The following is a 17,763-nucleotide window of genomic DNA, read 5'->3' as shown; positions in this document are numbered from 1 at the left end:
GGCCGGGCCGGACCGCCGGCGGGCGGCCCGGAGCGTCGTCGTCAAAACTCCGTCGCCACCGACAGCCACAGCGTGCGCGGCATGCCGCTGATCAGGTAGCCGGTCGGATTGGCCTCCCAATAGTGCTTGTCGAGCAGGTTGGTCACGGTCGCGCGCAGCGTCACGTCCTTGCCCGCCACGCGGGTCTTGTAGCGGCCGCCGAAGTCGTAGCGCGTCCAAGCCGGCACGCGCTGGCTGTTGTCGGCGCTGAGATAGGCCTGGCTGGTGTGGATGGCCCGGCCCATCAGGGTCAGCCCCGGCGCGAACGGCGTATCCCATTCCAGCGTCAGGTTGGCCTGCAGCTCGGGCGCGCCGACGGCGTGGCGGCCGTCATTCAAGCCGCCCTGGGTCTTGCGCTGTTTCGCATCCAGCCAGGTGACGCCGCCCAGCAGGCGCACGCCGCGCGCCAGTTCGCCAAAGCCGTTCAGCTCGACGCCCTGGTTGCGCTGCTCGCCATTCAGGCTGTAGACCTTGGACACCGGATCGACGATGCCGCCCGGCACGCGGATCTGGAACAGCGCCAGCGACGCCCCGAAGGCGCCGAAGTCGAGCTTGCTGCCGATCTCGTACTGCTTGGACTTGTAGGGCGCGAACACCTGGTCGGCGTTGGCGGCGTCGGCCGGCGGCGAGGCGCCGGCCGTCAGCGCCTCGATGTAGCTGGCGTACAGCGAGACCTGTTCCGTCGGCCGCACCACCAGCGCGGCCGAGGGCGTCGTGGCGCTCTGGTCGTAGCGGTTGGTGGCGTCGCCGGCCGGCGAGTACGAACGCGTGTTGACGTTCTGGCGGCGCGCGCCCAGGGTCAGTTGCACCAGGCCGTCCTTGACCGACAGGGTATCGGCCACGGCCACGCTTTGCAGGATGCTCAGGCTGGTCCTGGTTTCCGGCGAGTAGGCGATCGGCGCGCCCGGATCGGCCAGGCGCGCGGGGTGATAGATGTTGGTGGCGTAGTCCGCGTAGCGCGTCTGGCCCTGCCAGGTGCGCGATTCCAGCCGGTTGCCGCTCAGCACCAGCTGGTGCGTGACGGGGCCGGTCTCGATGCGACCGCGGATGCCGATCTCGCCCGAAGTGGCCTCGGTCTTGCCTTTCTGGTGGGTCGAGGTGGACAGCGCGTCGCCGTTGTCGCCGACGATGGTGGCGCCCGGCGCCTCGCGCTTGTTGTAGTCGAAGCGGTTGGCCCCGAACGCGCCGAACAGCGAGACCCGGTCGCTCAGGTCGTACTCGGCGCGCACCAGCCCGGTCAGGCTCTGCGCGCTGGACGTGTCGAAGCGCTGCGCCAGGTTGATCTTGGGATCGGGCGCGCCCGGCACCTTGACGCCCGGAGCGACCGTGTAGCCGCGCGCGGCGGCGCGCATCCAGTCGTCCTGGTAGACGATGTCGGCCGACAGCCGCAGCCGGTCGCCGCGATAGTCCAGGCCCAGCGAGCCCGAACCGTTCTGCGTCGACTGGCCGTCGATGCGCGGCTGGCCGCCGCGGAACGCGCCGTTCACGCGCAGGCCGTACTGGTTCTGGTCGCCGAAGCGGCGCCCCAGGTCCAGGTGGCCGCCCCAGCGCGAGTCGGACGCGTATTCCGTGGTGAAGCGCGTCAGCGGCGCGTCGTCGGCGCGCTTGGTCACGATGTTGACGCTGCCGCCCACGCTGCCCCACGGCAGCATGCCGTTGAGGAAGGCGCCGGCGCCGCGCAGCACTTCGATGCGCTCCACCGGGTCGGGGTTGATGCGATAGGCCGGCACCAGGCCATACAGGCCGTTGAGCGCGATCTCGTCGTTGTCGACGCGAAAGCCGCGGATGGTCAGCGCGTCATAGCGGTTGCCGCTGCCGATCGAGGCGCGCACCGACGAATCGCTGGTGGTCAGCACGTCGGCGATGCTGCCGGCCTGCTGGTCCTGGATGGTCTGGGCGGTGTAGCTGGCGATGCTGAAGGGCGTGTCCATGTAGTCGGTGTTGCCCAGCAGGCCGAGGTGCCCGCCGCGCGCCACCTGGCCGCCGGCGTAGGCCTCGGGCAGCTCGTAGACCGAACGGGCGGTGACGGTCACGGGCGCCAGCGCGGTGACGGGCGCGTCGACGGCGGGCGTCAGCACGTAGCCCTGGTTGGCGCGCTGCACGGCCTGCAGGCCGGTGCCGGCCAGCAATGCCTCGAACGCCTGCGCCGGGCGGTAGGCGCCCTTGAGGCCGGCGGTGGTCTTGCCCTGGACCTGGTCGGCCGTGAAGGTCAGCGCGATGCCGGCGGTGCTGGCCAGGCTGCGCAGGGCCGGCGCCAGCGGGCCGGCCGGAATGTCGTAGGACGCCGCCGCCTGCTGTGCCGGCCGGGAAGCCGTGGCGCCCGGCGCCGCGCCCTGGGCTGCCGCCGCGGCGCTGGCGCCCAGCATCAGCGTGGCGATGAATGTGCGGGTCAGCCCGCGCGGAGGGTTCGCTGCCATGTGATCTCTCGGATGAAGTGCTGAAGGAATGAATTGACGTCAGCAGGTAGGAGCAGCGGGCAGCCGGATCGGGCACGCGAAACGGGCGTCGAGATGAAACAGTGTGTATCTTGAAACTCAGCCGGCCCTGGGAACCACCGTGACCCAGTAGCGCGTGACCTGGCGGATGGCCACCGGCAGCGAGTTCGGCAGCAGGGCCAGGATGTGGTCGGTATCGGCGATCGGGAACACGCCCGAAAAGCGCAGGTCCGCCACCGCCGGATCGCAGCGCAGGATGCCGGGCCGAAAGCGCGACAGATTGACGATGAAGTCGCCCAGGCGTTCGTCGTCGGCGATCAGTTGTCCGCGCGTCCAGGCCAGGGCCTGCGCCGGCAGCGGCTCGGCGCGGGACGGCGCCCATTGCGTCAGGTAGGCCGATTCGCCGGCCGCGACGCGCAGCGCGAGGTCGGGCTGGCGCAGGGGCCGCAGTTCGACCGCGCCTTCCTCGACGCCGACCATGGTCCGGTCCGGATCGAGCCGCACGCTGAAGCGGGTGCCCAGCGGCCGCACCGAGCCCTGCGGCGTCCGGACGCTGAAAGGGCGCGGGTCGCCATGCGCGGTCGCCACGAAAATCTCGCCGGCGCGCAACGCGATGGCGCGTTGCGATGCGTCGAACTCGATATCCAGGGCGGTGCCGGTGCCCAGCAGCAGCCGGGAGCCGTCGTCCAGCGTGACCCAGCGCAATTCACCGGTGGCGGTGCGCAGGTCGGCGACCCAGGCGCGCCCGGTCGGCGTGCGGCTGGCCGCCAGGCCCGCCGCGCCGGCGCCGGCAGCCAGCCACAACGGCGCGAACACCAGTTTGCGGCGCGACGGCTTGCGCAGGCCGGCCAACGCGCGCGCGGCCGGCGCCTGTTCCAGGGCCTGGAAGCGGCCGAGCACCGCCTCGACGTGCAGCCAGGCGCGCTCGTGGTCCGGATGCGCGGCGCGCCATTGCCGCCAGCGCTCGCGTTGCGGGCCGTCCAGCTCGCCGGCCATCGCCTGGGTCAGCCAGGTGGCGGCCGCGGTGGCGACCGACTCGGGAATCGGCTCGCCCTGCGCGCGGGGGATCCGTCCGGGTGCGGCGGCGGAGGCTGAAGAGAAGAGAGATATTCAGAACGTCTGGGCGAGATAAATGTGGGACATCCCGATCCAACATGCGACATTCTGGTCCGCCTTTTGTAAGGCCTTTTCAAATATCCGAATGGACGTAGCGCTGTAAAACTGCCAGCACTGCATCGGGCGATAAGGCGAGCGGAAGGGTTGTGGACGAACCGGTTCTTGTGTCGATGATGACCGCGAGCGAGGTGGCACTGGCGGTCTTCTGAAGTGGATCTCGCACAGACTTGACGTATCGCCCCAGCGCCGACCGCTTGATCGGAATGCCCTCCGCCACCAAAGCATCGGTCATTTGAGTAATGGTGAGCCGGGGCTGCAGATTGATCATGCGATCAACCTTTTCCTGTTGCTCGGCAGTCAACCGAGTGAGGATCGACGAAACCGCTGACATCTTGACGGCTCTCCTGTTAACGGCGGGGAGGGTCCCGCCCTGCGCGACGAGAATCATGATAGTAGCTCTGACACGTCGGCGCCTAGCAGAGATCAGCATAACGGACGCTGGATTGGCGCCAAGGCTACGGACTTGAGGCCGGCATCCAGCAACGCGGGACCGCTGATGCAGACTGGAACATACACACGGAAAGACCGTCGGCCATGTTGAAGTGTGAGCCACACTCCACAATCAACCTTCTTCTGCTGGGTGATCGTCCAGACCCTAGCATTGGGCATCAAGCGAGCCACCTGGGCACCTAGCGCGACTTTCCGCATGTTCTCGGTGAACGTCATACGCATCTTCGTTGCTGCGTCCATCATTTTCCCCTGGCGCCCTGGGCTTGAAGCCGGGCGGCCGTAGTGGCATCGCTCGGCTTCGAGTCGATTTGGATGGTTGTCGTCGAAACTACGACACAGACAACTGCCAGAAACCAGCCCCAACCCGGGGCGCGCTTGTAGATCAAAAAGGCGGCCATACCGAATAGGCTACCCAGATACGTCAGGGCCAGAGCCCACCGAATGGTTTCACTCATCGGATTGCTCCTTGAACCTAATTCGCTTCGGCTCGGGCCGCGCGTTGCTTCTCGACCCACCGCCGCTTCCTTGCGACGATTGTGGGATGGGCCTGGTAGCACGCCTTGCACCAGGAATGGGGTGTTCCTTTCGAGAGAAAGAAGAAATCGCCATCAGCGGGCCAGAATTCCTTGCATTGCGCACATTGGATCTCCGTCCCCAACTCGGTTCGAATGGTCGCGCGCCGTACCCTGTTCATGGTGTTCCCGCCTCCGCCTTCAAGGCTGCTTGCAGGGCCTCAAAGGCCTCAAGCATGGGTTCGAACGTATTGCGTGTGAAGGCCAGGTTGAGCTTGGCCTGCAGCTTGCCGAGAACCGCGGGCTCGAGCCGCTGATCGCGCACCTGATCGACGAGATGCCGAACATGCTTAGGCAAGAGGCGCATCGCCCATTTCTTCATGGTCTCGATGGTGCGCTCGGCCTGACGCCCATCTATCCATTGCAGCGCTTCAACACCCGTGATCCGTTTGACGTATGCCGCCAAGGCCTCCTCGGACGGATTGCTCACCGCGCCCAGATCGCGTAACAGCAGCCACAGGGCACGGATCTTCTTGCTGGTCGCCTCGGTGTCCATCGGGCGGCTTGGCCGAGGCTTGAGGCGCACCTTGAAGCCGAATCGCTTGAAGTGATCCAGGGCCAGCTGCAGCTCTTCGGCGCTCATCGACGAGCAGGAGTCCTTCTTGCCGCCCGTGACCGCCAGCAAGGCCGCGCGATAGGTTTCCTTGTCCAGCTTCAGTTCCCGCTGAGCCATGTGCACAAGGCGAATTAGGCGTTGGCGCTCTTGAGCGCGCGCAGTTGTCGTCGCCATGACGGATCAGCCCTCTTTCATTGCCGTGAACGTGACACCATCGCGCCGCGCGCTGCGGCTTCCCGCGCACCAGGTCAGCCATTTTTCCAGCGCATCGCCAGCTTCCCGCTGGGAACCTGCCTCCGGGACGCCCGGCACCAGCAGAAGACCTTCGCCCTTGCCACGCCCATGCCGCGCGAAAACCTCCAGTTGGCTCCGCAGCGCGTACTTCGGCCCGCGGGCAATGACGATCGGCCCGCTGCCGTCGACCTGGTCGCCAGGCTCCTGATCGCCGACCTCGATGACACCGCTCGCCCAGCACCACGCTACTTGCGGCGTCATATCGTAGTACTCCTTGCCGCCACAACGCGGGCAGCAGCGGTCATACATCTGGATTTCCGAGGTGGAGCGGCGGGGTCTGGGCCGTTCGATACGCTCGGACTCCAAATGGACGTTGCGGCAGCGCGTGCACTTCGCTCGGCGGTCATCTTGTTTCATGGGAACTCTCTCTGGCAGGAAGGTTTCAGGTGTGGACGTTGGTGATCTCGACATTGCCTCTGCGCGGCAGTGCTACTCCAGCAGGAGCGGCGCTCCACTGGCGCCAACGCCTGGATGCAGTTGGACGCCGGCGCCTGCGCGGTGGCCTGCGACCTGGTCGGCCCAGCCACGAGCGCCGGCGTCACGGCTTCGCGGGGTGAACTTGCCCAGGCTCGGGTGATTCAGCTGCATGTGAGCCTCGATCGCAGTCTTCTGGTCTGCCGAGGGTTCCATCCGGGGAACGAGAGAAGCGACGGCCGCGACCCAACCCTGGCAGAAGGCATCGGCACGGGCCGTCTTGTTCTTAAGGCCGCAGCGCTTCAACGTGGCCTTGATATGGTCGGTGCGCGCCCGCGCCATCAGCCGCAGCAGCACCTGCAGGGTGTACTGTGCCACCTCGACACTGGGCGAGCAGCCGACCAGCAGCCACACCGCTCCACCGGAAAGGATTCCGCCGCTTGCGAGGATGAGCTCGCAGCCGAAAGCATCGGCCACAAGGCCGGCAAGGTGGGCTTCGTGCCTGCTCGGCGTGCGTGCGGTGGCCTTAACCGAGCACTCACGAGCGCCGATCGCCTGAGCTTCCAGTTGCGATACTCCGTGCTCACGCATCAGCGCTTGCGCCTGACGCAGCGCTGCCGCCGCCTCGGCCGGTTCGCTGGACTTCGCCAGCGCCAAGCACTTCTCGATCTTGCGAAGGATGTCGTCTTTATCCATGCTGGAGATCCTCGGCCAGGTTTCGAAGCGCCGGCACGACCGGAACGGCATAGATCGGCGTGTGGCCTGTGAAAACGCAGTCCTGGCTCTCGCCATCCGGGAAAACCTGCTTGAGCATGGTGACCGCATCCAACCGCGTAAATGCGATGCTCATGCGATCCGGCAGCAGCCGGCCGATGTTGACAATGCTGGCACGCAAGATATCCACCTTCAGCTTGTCGTCCACAGCCGTCAGGTGGTCGATGCGCTCGACATCGGCGACGATGGAGTCGATTTCAGCAAGGCAAGCCGCCTTGCTCAGCGGGCTGCCCGGTGTCTTGTAGGCATCCAGCACTGTGCGGATGCGTTGAATGGGATTCATGGCTTTCGTCATGGTGTTCTCGTTCATGAGGGGGGGGCTCTCTACGGTTGCGGAAATGGACCGCTGGCGCTACGCACCGTCGGTTTCGGAGGAGTCCATTCCAGGAAGCTGGGGTTGGGTGCGGCGACGAGACTCGGCCAGCATGACGCGGTACCGCTGGTAGACATACACGTAGCTCACACCCAGGTGGGCGGCGATCTCCGAGGCATTCCCGCGGCGAAGGTGCTGCCAGATGTAGGTGTCATGCTCCAGCCGGACATAGCCACGATCCTTGGGGAAGTACAGGCTCTGGCCGCTGTAATGACGGTGCACCAGGTCGACCAGCTCATCGCCGAGTGTGGCCGCGTCCTCGGCCGTGAGCTGAAGGCGCTCGACCAGGAAGATGCCGAACAGCTCGGCCATCTCCTGCAGGGTCTTGTGGCGGCGTCGCACGGACGGCGTATCGTCGGGGGGCATGGTCATTTCTGGCTCCTGGCGCTTACCGGAGCGCCCTACAAGGGCAAGGCGCTCAAGAAAGCGTGCATGTCGAAAAAATCCGGGGTCGATCTAAGCCCGCCCGGCCAGGCTGGGACGTCCCGCGCATTTAGCCGTGCGCGGCCCCCTTATCGCTTGGGGTGTGGAGCGGCGGGGTCATACATCGATCGGACCGATGCGGGTGCGCGTGTCGTACTTGCCGGCATCCCAATCGGGAACGCAGTCGGCGCAGCAGCTGCAGACTCCCTTGCCGAGGTTGCGATCCACACGCAACCAATGGCACAGCTTGCCGTGGTCCGAGCACTGCCGGCCTTCGGTGCATTCGCAGCCAACGCACAGCGACTTCGTGTCGTAGTTCGGGTAGCTCGGCATGATCAAACCGCCGCGATGTCCAGGCAGATCGGCGTGTACTCGTCCGAACCCTCGCGCCGCTCGTAGAACCGCACATAGGGTTTGCTGTTGGCCACGCTCACGCTGTCGCTGATCGCGGCCATGGCGCGCTGCCAGCGCTCATCCTTGATGGGAAGACGACGCAGGGCCAGCACACGAGCCGTGTTGATCTGGCCGGCCTTGTCCACGCGGAATGCGTCGTTCACCAGCACCTTGATCTCGTCGCGCGAGCTTTCCGACCAGGACGTGATGCATTCGTCGATCAGGGCCTTGGCCGCATGCAGGCGCTCGTCGAACACGAGGCGATCCTGGATCTGCAGCCGGACCATGTAGCGTCCGCTGAACGAGGTCAGCGTCAGGTTCCCCTTGACGCTACGCGACTTCACGCCGTACTGCTCGACGCTCGTCTCGACAAAGGCCTCGATATCGCGAAACGCGCGGATCTTGAAATCCGCCAGCAACGTGCTGATGATCTTGGCCTGGTCAATGAGCGTCTCGATGGTCTGGTCGCGCAGCTTGTCGATATCGGATACCAGGGCTTCGGGGACATACGAGCCGTCCGCCTTGAGGCGAAATCCCGGCGGAATGTCGGGGCGATTGGCGGTGGTGCTGGTCATGATGCTTCCTTCATGTTGAGCGAGGCGATGGAGTCGGCGATCTCGGCCGCGGCCTCGTCCACGAGGGCCGAGATCTGCACGATGGCGTCGTGCTTGCTGATCGTGCTGGCCGGCGCCTGGTGGCGGCGCAACACGGCCTTGATACGGATGAGCGCCACAACGGCGACATCGTCAGATTTGCTCATGGGGTCTCCTGAAAGGCGGCGAACGCCTCGATCCTGGAAAAAATGGCCGCGCACAACAGCCCGATCGCGCTGGCAGCGGTCTCATCGTCACGCGCACTCACGCCCTGCAGGTGATGGATGACGGCGTGGGACACCTCGTGGGGAACGATCTCGCGCAGGTTGCTGCCCGAGAGCGGCACAGCGACCGTCCCAATCACGCGGGCCCCCAGTGCCGCGGCCTGGAAATAGCCGTGAACGACCTTGCGATCACTGCGCCTGCGGCCCCCGCGATACTCCGCGTCCACGTCGGCCACACTCGGCAGCAGTCGCACGCGCAGCCGCATGCCTGCGACCGACACCTGAAAGACCATCAAGGCGCGAGCGCGGGCCATGTCAGTGCCTCGTTGCCGGCTTGTCGCTCAGCGCGAATCGCGTACGCTCAACCGCAGCAGCGATGTGTTTGCGCAGCGCGTCATCGTCGTTGCCGAGTTGGGCGCTCATGATGTCGCTGAGAAGCTGGCTCAGCTCGGCGAAGGAGCAGCGCAACGAGCAGTGCTCGAAGAACAGGTTGACCAGGTCCTTGTTGGCGCCGTGCAGCGCGTTGCGCAGCTGGTCGACCGAATCAAATGCGGCCGGGTTCGCGAGGGACGGGCCCGCCATGAATTCAACCGTCATGGCGCACCTCGTCTTGGTGGATCGCCAGGCGCACGCCCTGAAACAGCGCGGTGATGCGCCCGTCGGCCTGGCGCGTGGAGGCCTCGCACATCCCCCGCAGGTACTCGGCGGGCATCCCGCACAGGTCGAGCAGAAGGATGGGTGCGCCACCGTCGCCGGGGATCAGCTCCTCGCTGATCACGCGCAGGCCAAGCGCCCGCAGCGCCCGGCCCGCGGCGTTGGCCACCGCAATCTGCGCGATGCGCGCCGGGGTATAAACCCGCGGCGCCGTGGTGTTGGCGATCAGTTCCATTTCGTCTCCATGACGATGTCGGCGCTAACCGCCGGAGCGCCGTTCTCGGCGGCCAGGTTCATGGCGGCGGTCAGCAGGTTGTGCACCGCCAAGGGGTAGAGGAACGAGCGCTCGGTGTGCCCACGCGGCACCGGCGGCGACAGGCGCTCGCGCAGCGCCTGCAGGCCATCGGCGGTCACGATCTTGGAGAGGTCCACGCTGAAGCGCTTGAGCCGAAAGCGCAGGTAGTCCTCCAGGTACTCGCCCAGCGGCGGCAGCGTGATGATCTCGCAACGCTGGACCACTTCGCGCACCGAGGGATCGCGAGGATCGAGCTTCTCGGCGAGCTCATTTTGTCCGAGCAGGATCACGCTGAGCAGGCGCGAGAAACCATCCTCGAGCTCGACAAAGCGTTTCAGGTGGCGCAACGTGGCCTTGGGCATGGCGTGCGCCTCTTCGATCAGCACCGCGTGACGCACGCCGGCGCGGTGGCTCTCTTTCAGGCGGTTCTCCAGCTGGCGGTACCGCGCATCACTGCTCGCGCGCAGCGGTTCATGCGGGGCGATGGTGGCCATGATCGCGTCCAGGATCGCGCTGGCCTTGAGCGTCTTGCCCTTGGTGTCGTCGGCCTCCATGCCGACAACGTAGGGGCGGATGATCTGGATGGGCATGTCCGCGCGCTGCACGCGCTCCTGCAGGTCACGACGCAGCGTGGTTTTGCCCGAGCCCGACTCGCCTACCACCGCGACAAAGCCGCCGCGTTTGCAGGCATCCAGCAGCTGGGCACGCGTGTAGCGCAGCTGCTCGTTGGCATAGAACTCGTCGCTGCTGGCGACTTCGTCGAAGGGGTTGCCCGGCAGCTTGAAGTGGCGCAGGGTCTGAGGCTGTAGAATCTGCTTGCGAATCGACATGTGTTCGTCCTCGTTCATGGGGGAATGCTGTTGTTCGGGCGCCACCGCACTGACCTGCGGTGGCGTTTCTTTTTCAAAGGCCACGGCAAGCTGTTCCTCGGTGGCGCCGTGGACCTTCAAAAACTGGATCGTGGCCTCGCGCAGCTGGTGCTGCCGCACCCGAGGCCATAGAGCGTGGTTCACAAGTTGGGCGACCGTCGCCGGGCTGAGTTCGACCGCGATCGCAAGCTGGCTTTGCGACACACCGAGCGCCGGCAAGATCCGTTTGAGTTTCAGCTGCTGTCTCATCTGCTTTCCTAGGCGGCGCGCACGATGTGCACGATGGACGGTTGGATAGGAGCCGGCGCCATGGCGGCGCGCAACGCTTGCGCTGCTGCGTCAATGGCGTCGACCGGAACGCCCTCGGGGTACAGGGCCTGCAGGCGTGTGTAGTGTTCAGGCGACCAGTCGGAAAACGCGGGCTTGAGCTGCTTGGCGGCCTGGATGTGCGAAAGCGGCGGCAGGTGCACCGTCGGTGCGACCAGGTCGTGATCCCGGCCGCGGCGCGGCAGTGTGGCGGGCACATGCTCGAGCGCCTGGTCGATGTGGGCGAGGGGGTCAATCTGCCCGCCGAAGGCGACGGTGCCGGCCTTGCGTGCCGCCTTGGCTTCGGTCTCGGTGGAGGTGCCTGTCGCCATCAGTTCCAAGGCCTTGGCGTTGGTCTGCGCGGGCGTGTCGGCGTGACGGGCATAGCTCTCGCCGATCACGGGCGCATCGGCGACCATACCGAATTGGTCATAGGTGACACGTTGCACGACCTGGTAGGCCTCGTGGCCCTCGTCGTCGCTCATCACGACCTGGACGGTGTCCTGAGCCCAGGGGTTCTCGCAGACCAGCAGCTTCTCGCCAACGCAGACGCCAGGCACCGACGACACGTCGTAGTCGGAACCGCGGTAGCTGACGCGCAAGTGCGTGGAAACCACGCGCGACTCCGGCGCGCTGAGCGCGAGTGACCGCAGGAGCTCTGCTGCTGGCGGGGTCACCAACTGATCGGGCGTGATATGCAGCCAGGCGGAGTCGCGGGTTCGCCCCGTGCGCGTGTGGATCCGGGTGCCGTTGAAGTACCGGCGCCAACGTGCCACCAGCGCATTGATCTTCTCCAGGCTGTCGACCTTGTCTGACGGCAGCAGCCGCAGGGTGGATTCGAAATCGCGCTCGGTGATGTCCTGGCCCTTTTCGACCTGGCCCTTCGCGCGCGGGTTCTTCGGCTTGTTGATCTGGACGTGGATCCGCAACGCCTTGCACAGGTTCTTGAATATCGCGCTGGTGTTGGCCGATCCCGGGTCGAGCATCACCATGAGTGGAACGCCGAACATGGCCTCACCCTCTCGGCGATGCATGGCGTCGATGAGGACGTCAACCAGGTTGGTGGCGTTCTCACCGCCCGTGACGTACGTGGAATAGTTCCAACCGCTGGTGTGGTCGGTCACCACGTAGCGCCACAGCGACTCGTTGATGACCTTGATGACGTTGGCCGGCTTGTTCTTATAGAAGTCGGTGTGGTCCATGATGCGCAGACCGCTATCGCCCTTCGATGCGCGTGGCAGGTAGAACAGGACGCAACGCGATGCATCGATCTGCCATACATGGTTCGGGTGCAGGCTGCGCAGGCTCATTGCCGGCGCCGGCGCGAGCAGTTGCTCCGGGTGCAGACGATAGTTTCGCAGGGCCTTGCGGATGGTGGAGATCGACAGGGGCGAGACCTCGCCCGTCGCCGGGTTGATGCGCAGCGCTTCGATCATGTTGTTGGCGCGCAGCACCTCCACCGCGGCCTCGACGCTCTTGAGCATCTTGCCGTTCTTGCGCATGTGCTCGAGCAGCACGGCGGCGATCATCTGTGCTTCCTGCACCGGCAGTGCCGTCTTGCCGGCGTCCGACCGGCGCTTGCGGGTCGGTTTGGTGACCAGGTCGCCGAGCAGGCGATACAGCCTGGCCTGAGACATCTGTAGCCGCGCAGCCGCGCCAGCCAGGATCTCGCCCTTACGCCCGTGCGGCGCAACGCGCCAGGCACGCGCAACGTCGGCCAGCTCTTCCGCGATGACTGCGTTGGCGGGGGGCTCCCATCGCTCGCTCCTTACTCGTCCTGCGCCCAGGCCGGCAACTCGTCGCCGTCACCCTGGGGCAGGTTGAATTCGGTGAACAGGTCGCCGATCTGTTGCTGGACCGCACGCAGGCTGGCGGCCAGAAGTCGCGTGCGCTGCGCATCGCCCTTGCCGTTCTCGACATACGCTGCGCACAGTTTCTCCAGGCCTTCGCGCAGCTTGCCGCCAATGACCGCCTCCAGGCCCACCAACTCGGCCTCGACTTCGGTGTGCAGGCCGACCAGCTGCGCGTCGGGCTTCTCAGCCTTGATCCGGCGATTGGCAGCATCACGCTCTTTCTTGAGCGTGTCGATCTGGTCATTTTTCTCCGAGAGCAGTTTGTCGTTGGCCTCGGCTTCGGCGCGCGCTTCACGCAGTGTCTTGCGTAGGTCGGACACCGACATCGTGGCGACGTCGTCGAGCGTAATGCCGGCGACCGTGCCGCCCTCGTTCAGTTCGGCGACCTGGTCATCGTCGAGGACCAGGAGCTCAATGAGTTTCGACTTGTTACCGGCCGCCTCGATCAAATGCGTCGACGTCGACGCATTTGAGAACTTCAGCGCCGCCTGGCTCATGCGCTGCGCGAGGCGGGGTTCGAGGCCGAGGCGGGACAAGAAATCGCGCCAATCCCCGTGCGGCACGTGTTCACGAACCACCAGCAGCGCGCGGCCAGCGGCGAGCATTTCGTCGGCGCTACGTGCCAGGTGGGTGCGAATGACGTGTTCGTAGCGCGGCAGATCGAACGGCAAGCCGTCACCGAACTGCTTGAGGATCAAGGCCGAGCGCTCGGCGGCCTGGACCAGCGCTGCCTCGACATCGGCGGCGGGTTTGGCGGTGTCAGGTGCGGCGACGGGGGAATTCTTCGGACGAGCCATCGTGACTATCCTTTTGGTTGGCATTCGTGAATGGGGTCGACGTCGACCAGCTCCATGCGCAATGCGTGGGGCTGGCCGGCGTACTTGAGCAACTCGGCGAACACGTTGCGGGCCACCGCGAATGCCACGTCGGCTTCGGCCGTCGGGATGCGGTTCACGCGGACGCGATACTCCGACCTGCCCGCGATATAGATATCGACGGTCATGTGGTGATCGACAGGCGGGGCCTGGGTCACAGCTGGGCCCCAGCGGCGATGCGCTGGTTGGTTTCGGCGATGCGGGCGGTCATCCGCGCGCACTCTTCGGCATGGGCCTGGGCGATCTGCAGCAACGCGATGCCAGGTGCGTACAGACCGTTGTCGAACTTCACCGCGAAGTCCTCGGCCATGAGCGTGGCAAGCGCGCGCGTGACGTTCGTAGGGGATTCGCCCGTCATCGCGGCCAATTCCTGGTTGGAGATGCCATTCAGGCGCCGGCCACGCAGCGCCTTCATGATGCGCAAAGCACGCTGTGCGCTGTTGATGGTTTCCTTGCTCATGCCTGAATCTCCATGCGACCTGGCAGCCAGTGGCGACCCGTGCACGGACGCTTTTCGGCTGCCATGGCAATTGCTTCCAGCGCGGCGGCCAGGGCACGCAGCTGTTCTGGCGTGCGCTCGACGATGACGAAGGGGCCGCCGTCGAGTACTGCCAGCGGTTCATTGCGGTATGTGCGCGTGAGCGTGGCCTTGATCGTGCTCATGCCGCCACCCTGCGGGGAGCGGCGCTCTTGAGGCGGCGGTTGACCCCCTTGGGCTGGCTATGGCTCGGCCAGAGGACAGATACGGGTTGGCCGACCAGGTCGGCGATCGCGCGCTCAATGCGTGCAGACCGCGTGCGGCCGGAGATGACTTCGAAGACCGTCGTGGGTGCGACCTTCAATTTGGCGGCCAGCGCAGTGGGCGTGGTGCCCTTCATGCGAATCGAGGCCTTGATCAATTCAGGATGCATGGCGTCTGCTATCCTCGCGGGGTGTGGTTTTAAGGGTCGGGAACCAGGTAGGTTCTTGAGGGTTAATTATGGTGCGGATATCCGCACCATGTCAACATGAAATTAAGTGTGGATATTCACCCCATCGCGTCCAGACTGAAAGAAGAACGAGAGCGCCTAGGCCTGACGCAGCCGGTGTTTGCGGAAGCGGCTGCCGCTAAGAAGCGCACGCTGATCGATTGGGAAAAGGGCGTCTCCTCACCAACCGCTGTGCAGCTAGCCGCCCTGGCCGCAATTGGAGTGGACGTTGCTTACGTGCTAACCGGCTCTCGTTCGTTCAAGCCGGAACCGGCCATCACTCCAGAACAACGCATACTGGTTGCCGACTACGCGGCCTGTTCGCCGAGCGATCAGGCTGCTTTGCGCCGAACCGCTGCAGCGATGGCAATAGGTATGGCTGCTGGGGCAGCAGCCCATGGGAAATCTGGTCAGGTTTTCCATGGCGAAGTTGGCCAGGCCGTCTCAGGGAATATCACCAACAAGAAGGGTGTCACGTTCAATGTGGGAGGAAAGAAAAAATGACCTCCGTTGGCCAGCTCGCTGGGCACAACATCGTTAACCGCAAAGCGAAGTTCACAGTCGAGCGCGGAGGAGTGCTCGTGTTACTTCAACCCATCTTTTTAAAAAGCGTGAGGGTTGCAATGTTGAGGTCAGCCTTTGGGGGGAACGGGTGATGGGCGAGATGCAGAATTTCCACGGACATGTCGGCCAGGTGGCGGGCGGCGACATATTCAACGCCGGCCCCAGTCCCGACTCCCTTTGGCATGAAAGTTCGCCCGTGTTGCGTCATGAGCTCCGCAGGTGCAAGGCAAAGTTGTTTGATGCTCGTCGCCGTCATTTCTTCAACTGGCCACTAGGCCTGACGCTGTGTGCGTTATGCAGTGGTGTCTGGTTTTTACTCTCAGGAAATTTTGCCCACCCGAACGCGACTTTTTGGCTTATGGGGTGGGCTGCAGTTCTCCTAGTCGCTGCATACTGGCTGGACCGCAACCGTCGTCGCACTGCGATGCAGATAGCGTTCTACAAGCAAAGGATTGAGATCATTGACCTGATTCTTCAGGATAGGATCTGACGTGAAGGCCGATAACGGTCTCAAATGGCGCAGCAATAGCAAACAGTCAATCAGAAGCGATGTAAAAAAATGAGCCAGGCCCCCACTCGCATGTCACGACTCATAAGCATATTGATCGGTTGCGGTACTCTGGCGTTAAGTACTGCCTGCTCCAAACAAGAAGAGCGAAAACCTGCTCCACCCTTGCAAGCCCCCCAGTCGTTAGAGGACGCATCGAAAAGAATGGTGGGTACCTGGACCTACACGGAACCGGTCAGCGACGACTATCCATGGTGGGTAAAGTGGACGATTCGACCAGATGGCACCACCGTGCAGTGCGGAGCCCGTCCCTCCGATAACGATTGGGGAGCCTGCACGGAGGGGAAAGAATCCAGGTTCGTAACCGACAAGTATGCAGACACTGGAAAGCGCTGGTTCGGCGTCAGAGATGGAGCCATGGTTGCGATCTATATACCCGAGAGCGATACGATGGAGATTCGAATTGCACGGAATCCCTGGGTTGGAATTATGAAGCGTGGTGACAAGAATCCATTCAGCCAATAGGCATCACAGGCTTGAATATCGGATAGCAGTAAATCCATTTAATAGCGCTTCAGGCAAGCGGGCGGCACGATGCAGGTTCATTCTGCTCGCCGCCCTTTTTCTTGCTCTGGAGTGCTGCCTTGATCCGAATCGTAAATTCCACCATTCCCCTGCGGCGGCGCCTGCCGCGCCTGACCACCTGGCTCATCGTCGCCGCATTGCTGATCGTCGTGATCGGCATCGTTTCCCCCCAGCAAGTTCCCGTCGCGATCTATAAGCTGAGCCTGATCAGTCTGGCGGCCGTCGGCTCCTACTGGATCGACCGCGCCCTGTTCCCGTACGCACGTCCCGATGGCTACCTGGTGCGTGATTGGCGCTGCGGCTCCTGCGTCGGCACGCATCGCGTGGACCACCCGATCGCGGACGGCTACGAAATCCCCTTCATGGTCTCGACGATCCGCCGCACGGCGATCGCGGCCGCGGTCATTCTGGCTGTCGCGCTGGGGCTGTGATGGGCCAGCAGCTCATCCGTCTCGGCCGACACCTGGTCGTGCTGCTCGTGGCCAGCTGCACCGCGCTGCCGGCGCCAGCGGCCGACGTGCCGCGTGCAGCCCAGCAGTACCGGTCGGAGCTCATGCGCAACGCCCGTGTCGTTTGGGGCATGGACGCACCGGTCTCGACGTTCGCCGCACAGATCCATCAGGAGAGCGCCTGGCGCCCCGGCGCCGTCTCTGCCGTGGGCGCCCAAGGCATGGCCCAGTTCATGCCGGCGACCTCCAGCTGGATCGCTGGGCTTTACCCGGCGCTGGCGCAGAACGCTCCCTTCAATCCATCCTGGGCGCTGCGCGCCCTGGTGACCTACGACCGCTATCTCTACGAGCGTATCCGCGCGCGTGATGACTGCGAGCGCATGGCGATGACATTGTCGGCCTACAACGGCGGGCTGGGCTGGATCTCGCGTGACCAGAAACGAGCATCGAGTTCGGGGCTTGATCCGCTCATCTGGTGGGGATCGGTCGAGACGGTCAATGCGGGCCGATCGGCGGCCAACTGGCGCGAGAACCGGGCCTATCCCGACCGCATCATCCACCACCATCAGCCGACCTATGTTGCGGCATCCTGGGGGCCTGGCGTATGCCCGTGAATCTGAACATCGTGGGCTGGGCGATCGCGCTAGGCGCGCTCGCCGCCGGCCTGGGCTATTGGCGCGGCGAGGCCAATGGGCACGAGCGTGGCGTTCTCGAAACCCAGGCTGCGCACGATGCCAGCCAGGTCGACTCGCTCGCCAAGGGCCTCGATGCGCTACGCGCCGACGTCTCGGGCAGCACGGCGATGAACAAGGAACTGCGCACGGCAATGACCGGCCTGGAGCAGCAGAACAAGACGTCGAATACGGAGCTCAAGAATGCGATTGCGAAATCTCGCCCGGCTGGTGCTGTGCAGTGCCGTTTCGATGCTGACAGCATGCGGATCCTCGGCGCCGCGGCAGACCGAGCCGATGCCATGGCGGCCGGCGGTCTTGCTGCCAGCGGAACTGGCCGCGCGGTGTCAACCGGTCGTGCGCCCGATCGATGACTCGGACGCCGCGGCCGCGGTCGCCTTGGAGGCGATGTACGGCCTGTACGGCACCTGCGCAGGCAAGCACGTGGAC

At 64.8% G+C, this 17,763-nt stretch carries 27 protein-coding genes; 5 read left to right on the top strand and 22 right to left on the bottom strand.

Going from position 1 to position 17,763, the window contains the following annotated elements; all coding sequences use genetic code 11:
* Positions 1-41: 41 nt before the first annotated feature.
* The 22 genes from AOZ49_RS04030 to AOZ49_RS03930 all read right to left on the bottom strand — a co-directional run bounded on the left by AOZ49_RS04030 (position 42) and on the right by AOZ49_RS03930 (position 14,479).
* Positions 42-2,456 (bottom strand): TonB-dependent receptor, encoded by a 2,415-nt coding sequence (locus AOZ49_RS04030; RefSeq protein WP_231690236.1) that lies wholly within the window; start codon positions 2,454-2,456, stop codon positions 42-44.
* A 117-nt stretch (positions 2,457-2,573) separates the two neighbouring features.
* Positions 2,574-3,518 (bottom strand): FecR domain-containing protein, encoded by a 945-nt coding sequence (locus tag AOZ49_RS04025; RefSeq protein ID WP_255353675.1) that lies wholly within the window; start codon positions 3,516-3,518, stop codon positions 2,574-2,576.
* 145 nt (positions 3,519-3,663) lie between these two features.
* Positions 3,664-4,038: a hypothetical protein gene (locus tag AOZ49_RS04020; RefSeq protein WP_054474411.1), complete on the bottom strand. Its 375-nt coding sequence runs from the start codon at positions 4,036-4,038 to the stop codon at positions 3,664-3,666.
* 301 nt (positions 4,039-4,339) lie between these two features.
* Positions 4,340-4,555, bottom strand: a complete 216-nt coding sequence (locus AOZ49_RS04015) for a hypothetical protein (RefSeq protein WP_054474410.1) — start codon at positions 4,553-4,555, stop codon at positions 4,340-4,342.
* Between the two features lie 235 nt (positions 4,556-4,790).
* Complete coding sequence (locus AOZ49_RS04010; protein ID WP_082380306.1) at positions 4,791-5,402, bottom strand: gp16 family protein; 612 nt, start codon at positions 5,400-5,402, stop codon at positions 4,791-4,793.
* Between the two features lie 6 nt (positions 5,403-5,408).
* Positions 5,409-5,879: a hypothetical protein gene (locus AOZ49_RS04005; protein WP_054474409.1), complete on the bottom strand. Its 471-nt coding sequence runs from the start codon at positions 5,877-5,879 to the stop codon at positions 5,409-5,411.
* Between the two features lie 72 nt (positions 5,880-5,951).
* Positions 5,952-6,632 carry a DUF7168 domain-containing protein gene (locus AOZ49_RS04000; protein ID WP_054474408.1) on the bottom strand — a complete coding sequence of 227 codons (681 nt, stop codon included), beginning with the start codon at positions 6,630-6,632 and terminating at the stop codon, positions 5,952-5,954.
* Positions 6,625-7,020: a hypothetical protein gene (locus AOZ49_RS32885; RefSeq protein ID WP_054474407.1), complete on the bottom strand. Its 396-nt coding sequence runs from the start codon at positions 7,018-7,020 to the stop codon at positions 6,625-6,627. Before AOZ49_RS32885 ends, AOZ49_RS04000 begins: the two co-directional genes overlap by 8 nt.
* Positions 7,021-7,062: 42 nt before the next feature.
* Positions 7,063-7,455, bottom strand: a complete 393-nt coding sequence (locus AOZ49_RS03990) for a Mor transcription activator family protein (protein WP_054474406.1) — start codon at positions 7,453-7,455, stop codon at positions 7,063-7,065.
* A gap of 168 nt (positions 7,456-7,623) precedes the next feature.
* On the bottom strand, positions 7,624-7,839 hold the full coding sequence (locus tag AOZ49_RS03985; protein WP_156333346.1) for a hypothetical protein: 216 nt from the start codon (positions 7,837-7,839) through the stop codon (positions 7,624-7,626).
* Between the two features lie 2 nt (positions 7,840-7,841).
* Entirely contained in the window at positions 7,842-8,474 is a 633-nt protein-coding gene (locus AOZ49_RS03980) for a DUF3164 family protein (RefSeq protein ID WP_054474404.1), read from the bottom strand.
* Positions 8,471-8,659: a hypothetical protein gene (locus tag AOZ49_RS03975; protein ID WP_054474403.1), complete on the bottom strand. Its 189-nt coding sequence runs from the start codon at positions 8,657-8,659 to the stop codon at positions 8,471-8,473. The genes AOZ49_RS03980 and AOZ49_RS03975 overlap by 4 nt, the downstream gene beginning before the upstream one ends.
* Entirely contained in the window at positions 8,656-9,030 is a 375-nt protein-coding gene (locus tag AOZ49_RS03970; protein WP_054474402.1) for a hypothetical protein, read from the bottom strand. Before AOZ49_RS03970 ends, AOZ49_RS03975 begins: the two co-directional genes overlap by 4 nt.
* A 1-nt stretch (position 9,031) precedes the next feature.
* Complete coding sequence (locus AOZ49_RS03965) at positions 9,032-9,313, bottom strand: hypothetical protein (protein WP_054474401.1); 282 nt, start codon at positions 9,311-9,313, stop codon at positions 9,032-9,034.
* Positions 9,303-9,605 carry a hypothetical protein gene (locus AOZ49_RS03960; RefSeq protein ID WP_054474400.1) on the bottom strand — a complete coding sequence of 101 codons (303 nt, stop codon included), beginning with the start codon at positions 9,603-9,605 and terminating at the stop codon, positions 9,303-9,305. Before AOZ49_RS03960 ends, AOZ49_RS03965 begins: the two co-directional genes overlap by 11 nt.
* On the bottom strand, positions 9,596-10,783 hold the full coding sequence (locus AOZ49_RS03955) for an ExeA family protein (protein ID WP_054474399.1): 1,188 nt from the start codon (positions 10,781-10,783) through the stop codon (positions 9,596-9,598). Before AOZ49_RS03955 ends, AOZ49_RS03960 begins: the two co-directional genes overlap by 10 nt.
* A gap of 8 nt (positions 10,784-10,791) precedes the next feature.
* On the bottom strand, positions 10,792-12,477 hold the full coding sequence (locus tag AOZ49_RS03950) for a DDE-type integrase/transposase/recombinase (RefSeq protein ID WP_231690235.1): 1,686 nt from the start codon (positions 12,475-12,477) through the stop codon (positions 10,792-10,794).
* Between the two features lie 131 nt (positions 12,478-12,608).
* Positions 12,609-13,490 (bottom strand): hypothetical protein, encoded by an 882-nt coding sequence (locus AOZ49_RS03945; protein ID WP_054474397.1) that lies wholly within the window; start codon positions 13,488-13,490, stop codon positions 12,609-12,611.
* A gap of 5 nt (positions 13,491-13,495) precedes the next feature.
* A complete protein-coding gene (locus tag AOZ49_RS03940) occupies positions 13,496-13,696 on the bottom strand; it encodes a hypothetical protein (RefSeq protein ID WP_054474396.1) in 201 nt (66 codons plus the stop codon).
* Positions 13,697-13,722: 26 nt separating this feature from the next.
* Positions 13,723-14,028: a helix-turn-helix domain-containing protein gene (locus AOZ49_RS03935; protein ID WP_054474395.1), complete on the bottom strand. Its 306-nt coding sequence runs from the start codon at positions 14,026-14,028 to the stop codon at positions 13,723-13,725.
* Positions 14,025-14,231, bottom strand: a complete 207-nt coding sequence (locus AOZ49_RS32335; RefSeq protein WP_156355582.1) for a hypothetical protein — start codon at positions 14,229-14,231, stop codon at positions 14,025-14,027. Before AOZ49_RS32335 ends, AOZ49_RS03935 begins: the two co-directional genes overlap by 4 nt.
* Positions 14,228-14,479: a helix-turn-helix domain-containing protein gene (locus AOZ49_RS03930; protein ID WP_054474394.1), complete on the bottom strand. Its 252-nt coding sequence runs from the start codon at positions 14,477-14,479 to the stop codon at positions 14,228-14,230. Before AOZ49_RS03930 ends, AOZ49_RS32335 begins: the two co-directional genes overlap by 4 nt.
* Before the next feature lie 96 nt (positions 14,480-14,575).
* Here AOZ49_RS03930 and AOZ49_RS31610 point away from each other — a divergent pair, with 96 nt between their 5' ends.
* The 5 genes from AOZ49_RS31610 to AOZ49_RS03910 all read left to right on the top strand — a co-directional run bounded on the left by AOZ49_RS31610 (position 14,576) and on the right by AOZ49_RS03910 (position 17,687).
* Positions 14,576-15,040: a helix-turn-helix domain-containing protein gene (locus tag AOZ49_RS31610; protein WP_156355581.1), complete on the top strand. Its 465-nt coding sequence runs from the start codon at positions 14,576-14,578 to the stop codon at positions 15,038-15,040.
* A 151-nt stretch (positions 15,041-15,191) separates the two neighbouring features.
* Positions 15,192-15,590, top strand: coding sequence for a hypothetical protein (locus AOZ49_RS32330; RefSeq protein ID WP_156355580.1), 399 nt, complete (start codon positions 15,192-15,194; stop codon positions 15,588-15,590).
* Positions 15,591-16,252: 662 nt separating this feature from the next.
* Positions 16,253-16,624 (top strand): putative holin, encoded by a 372-nt coding sequence (locus tag AOZ49_RS03920; RefSeq protein ID WP_231690234.1) that lies wholly within the window; start codon positions 16,253-16,255, stop codon positions 16,622-16,624.
* Entirely contained in the window at positions 16,624-17,256 is a 633-nt protein-coding gene (locus AOZ49_RS03915; RefSeq protein WP_054474392.1) for a transglycosylase SLT domain-containing protein, read from the top strand. The genes AOZ49_RS03920 and AOZ49_RS03915 overlap by 1 nt, the downstream gene beginning before the upstream one ends.
* Positions 17,253-17,687, top strand: coding sequence for a hypothetical protein (locus AOZ49_RS03910; RefSeq protein WP_156355579.1), 435 nt, complete (start codon positions 17,253-17,255; stop codon positions 17,685-17,687). The genes AOZ49_RS03915 and AOZ49_RS03910 overlap by 4 nt, the downstream gene beginning before the upstream one ends.
* Positions 17,688-17,763 lie beyond the last annotated feature (76 nt).

This window comes from Achromobacter sp. 2789STDY5608615 (assembly GCF_001298995.1).
GTDB classification, from domain to species: Bacteria; Pseudomonadota; Gammaproteobacteria; order Burkholderiales; family Burkholderiaceae_B; genus Achromobacter; species Achromobacter insuavis.
This window is presented reverse-complemented; position numbering and strand designations above follow the sequence as displayed.

Coding starts and splice junctions, on each gene's coding strand:
- AOZ49_RS03955 (WP_054474399.1), bottom strand. CDS start 10,783: ATGAGACAGCAGCTGAAACTCAAACGGATCTTGCCGGCGCTCGGTGTG.
- AOZ49_RS03965 (WP_054474401.1), bottom strand. CDS start 9,313: ATGACGGTTGAATTCATGGCGGGCCCGTCCCTCGCGAACCCGGCCGCA.
- AOZ49_RS04020 (WP_054474411.1), bottom strand. CDS start 4,038: ATGATTCTCGTCGCGCAGGGCGGGACCCTCCCCGCCGTTAACAGGAGA.
- AOZ49_RS03950 (WP_231690235.1), bottom strand. CDS start 12,477: ATGTCTCAGGCCAGGCTGTATCGCCTGCTCGGCGACCTGGTCACCAAA.
- AOZ49_RS04010 (WP_082380306.1), bottom strand. CDS start 5,402: ATGGCGACGACAACTGCGCGCGCTCAAGAGCGCCAACGCCTAATTCGC.
- AOZ49_RS03930 (WP_054474394.1), bottom strand. CDS start 14,479: ATGCATCCTGAATTGATCAAGGCCTCGATTCGCATGAAGGGCACCACG.
- AOZ49_RS32335 (WP_156355582.1), bottom strand. CDS start 14,231: ATGAGCACGATCAAGGCCACGCTCACGCGCACATACCGCAATGAACCG.
- AOZ49_RS03935 (WP_054474395.1), bottom strand. CDS start 14,028: ATGAGCAAGGAAACCATCAACAGCGCACAGCGTGCTTTGCGCATCATG.
- AOZ49_RS03980 (WP_054474404.1), bottom strand. CDS start 8,474: ATGACCAGCACCACCGCCAATCGCCCCGACATTCCGCCGGGATTTCGC.
- AOZ49_RS32330 (WP_156355580.1), top strand. CDS start 15,192: ATGGGCGAGATGCAGAATTTCCACGGACATGTCGGCCAGGTGGCGGGC.
- AOZ49_RS04000 (WP_054474408.1), bottom strand. CDS start 6,632: ATGGATAAAGACGACATCCTTCGCAAGATCGAGAAGTGCTTGGCGCTG.
- AOZ49_RS04015 (WP_054474410.1), bottom strand. CDS start 4,555: ATGAGTGAAACCATTCGGTGGGCTCTGGCCCTGACGTATCTGGGTAGC.
- AOZ49_RS03975 (WP_054474403.1), bottom strand. CDS start 8,659: ATGAGCAAATCTGACGATGTCGCCGTTGTGGCGCTCATCCGTATCAAG.
- AOZ49_RS03970 (WP_054474402.1), bottom strand. CDS start 9,030: ATGGCCCGCGCTCGCGCCTTGATGGTCTTTCAGGTGTCGGTCGCAGGC.
- AOZ49_RS03990 (WP_054474406.1), bottom strand. CDS start 7,455: ATGACCATGCCCCCCGACGATACGCCGTCCGTGCGACGCCGCCACAAG.
- AOZ49_RS31610 (WP_156355581.1), top strand. CDS start 14,576: ATGAAATTAAGTGTGGATATTCACCCCATCGCGTCCAGACTGAAAGAA.
- AOZ49_RS03945 (WP_054474397.1), bottom strand. CDS start 13,490: ATGGCTCGTCCGAAGAATTCCCCCGTCGCCGCACCTGACACCGCCAAA.
- AOZ49_RS03960 (WP_054474400.1), bottom strand. CDS start 9,605: ATGGAACTGATCGCCAACACCACGGCGCCGCGGGTTTATACCCCGGCG.
- AOZ49_RS32885 (WP_054474407.1), bottom strand. CDS start 7,020: ATGAACGAGAACACCATGACGAAAGCCATGAATCCCATTCAACGCATC.
- AOZ49_RS03985 (WP_156333346.1), bottom strand. CDS start 7,839: ATGCCGAGCTACCCGAACTACGACACGAAGTCGCTGTGCGTTGGCTGC.
- AOZ49_RS04005 (WP_054474409.1), bottom strand. CDS start 5,879: ATGAAACAAGATGACCGCCGAGCGAAGTGCACGCGCTGCCGCAACGTC.
- AOZ49_RS03940 (WP_054474396.1), bottom strand. CDS start 13,696: ATGACCGTCGATATCTATATCGCGGGCAGGTCGGAGTATCGCGTCCGC.
- AOZ49_RS03915 (WP_054474392.1), top strand. CDS start 16,624: ATGGGCCAGCAGCTCATCCGTCTCGGCCGACACCTGGTCGTGCTGCTC.
- AOZ49_RS04030 (WP_231690236.1), bottom strand. CDS start 2,456: ATGGCAGCGAACCCTCCGCGCGGGCTGACCCGCACATTCATCGCCACG.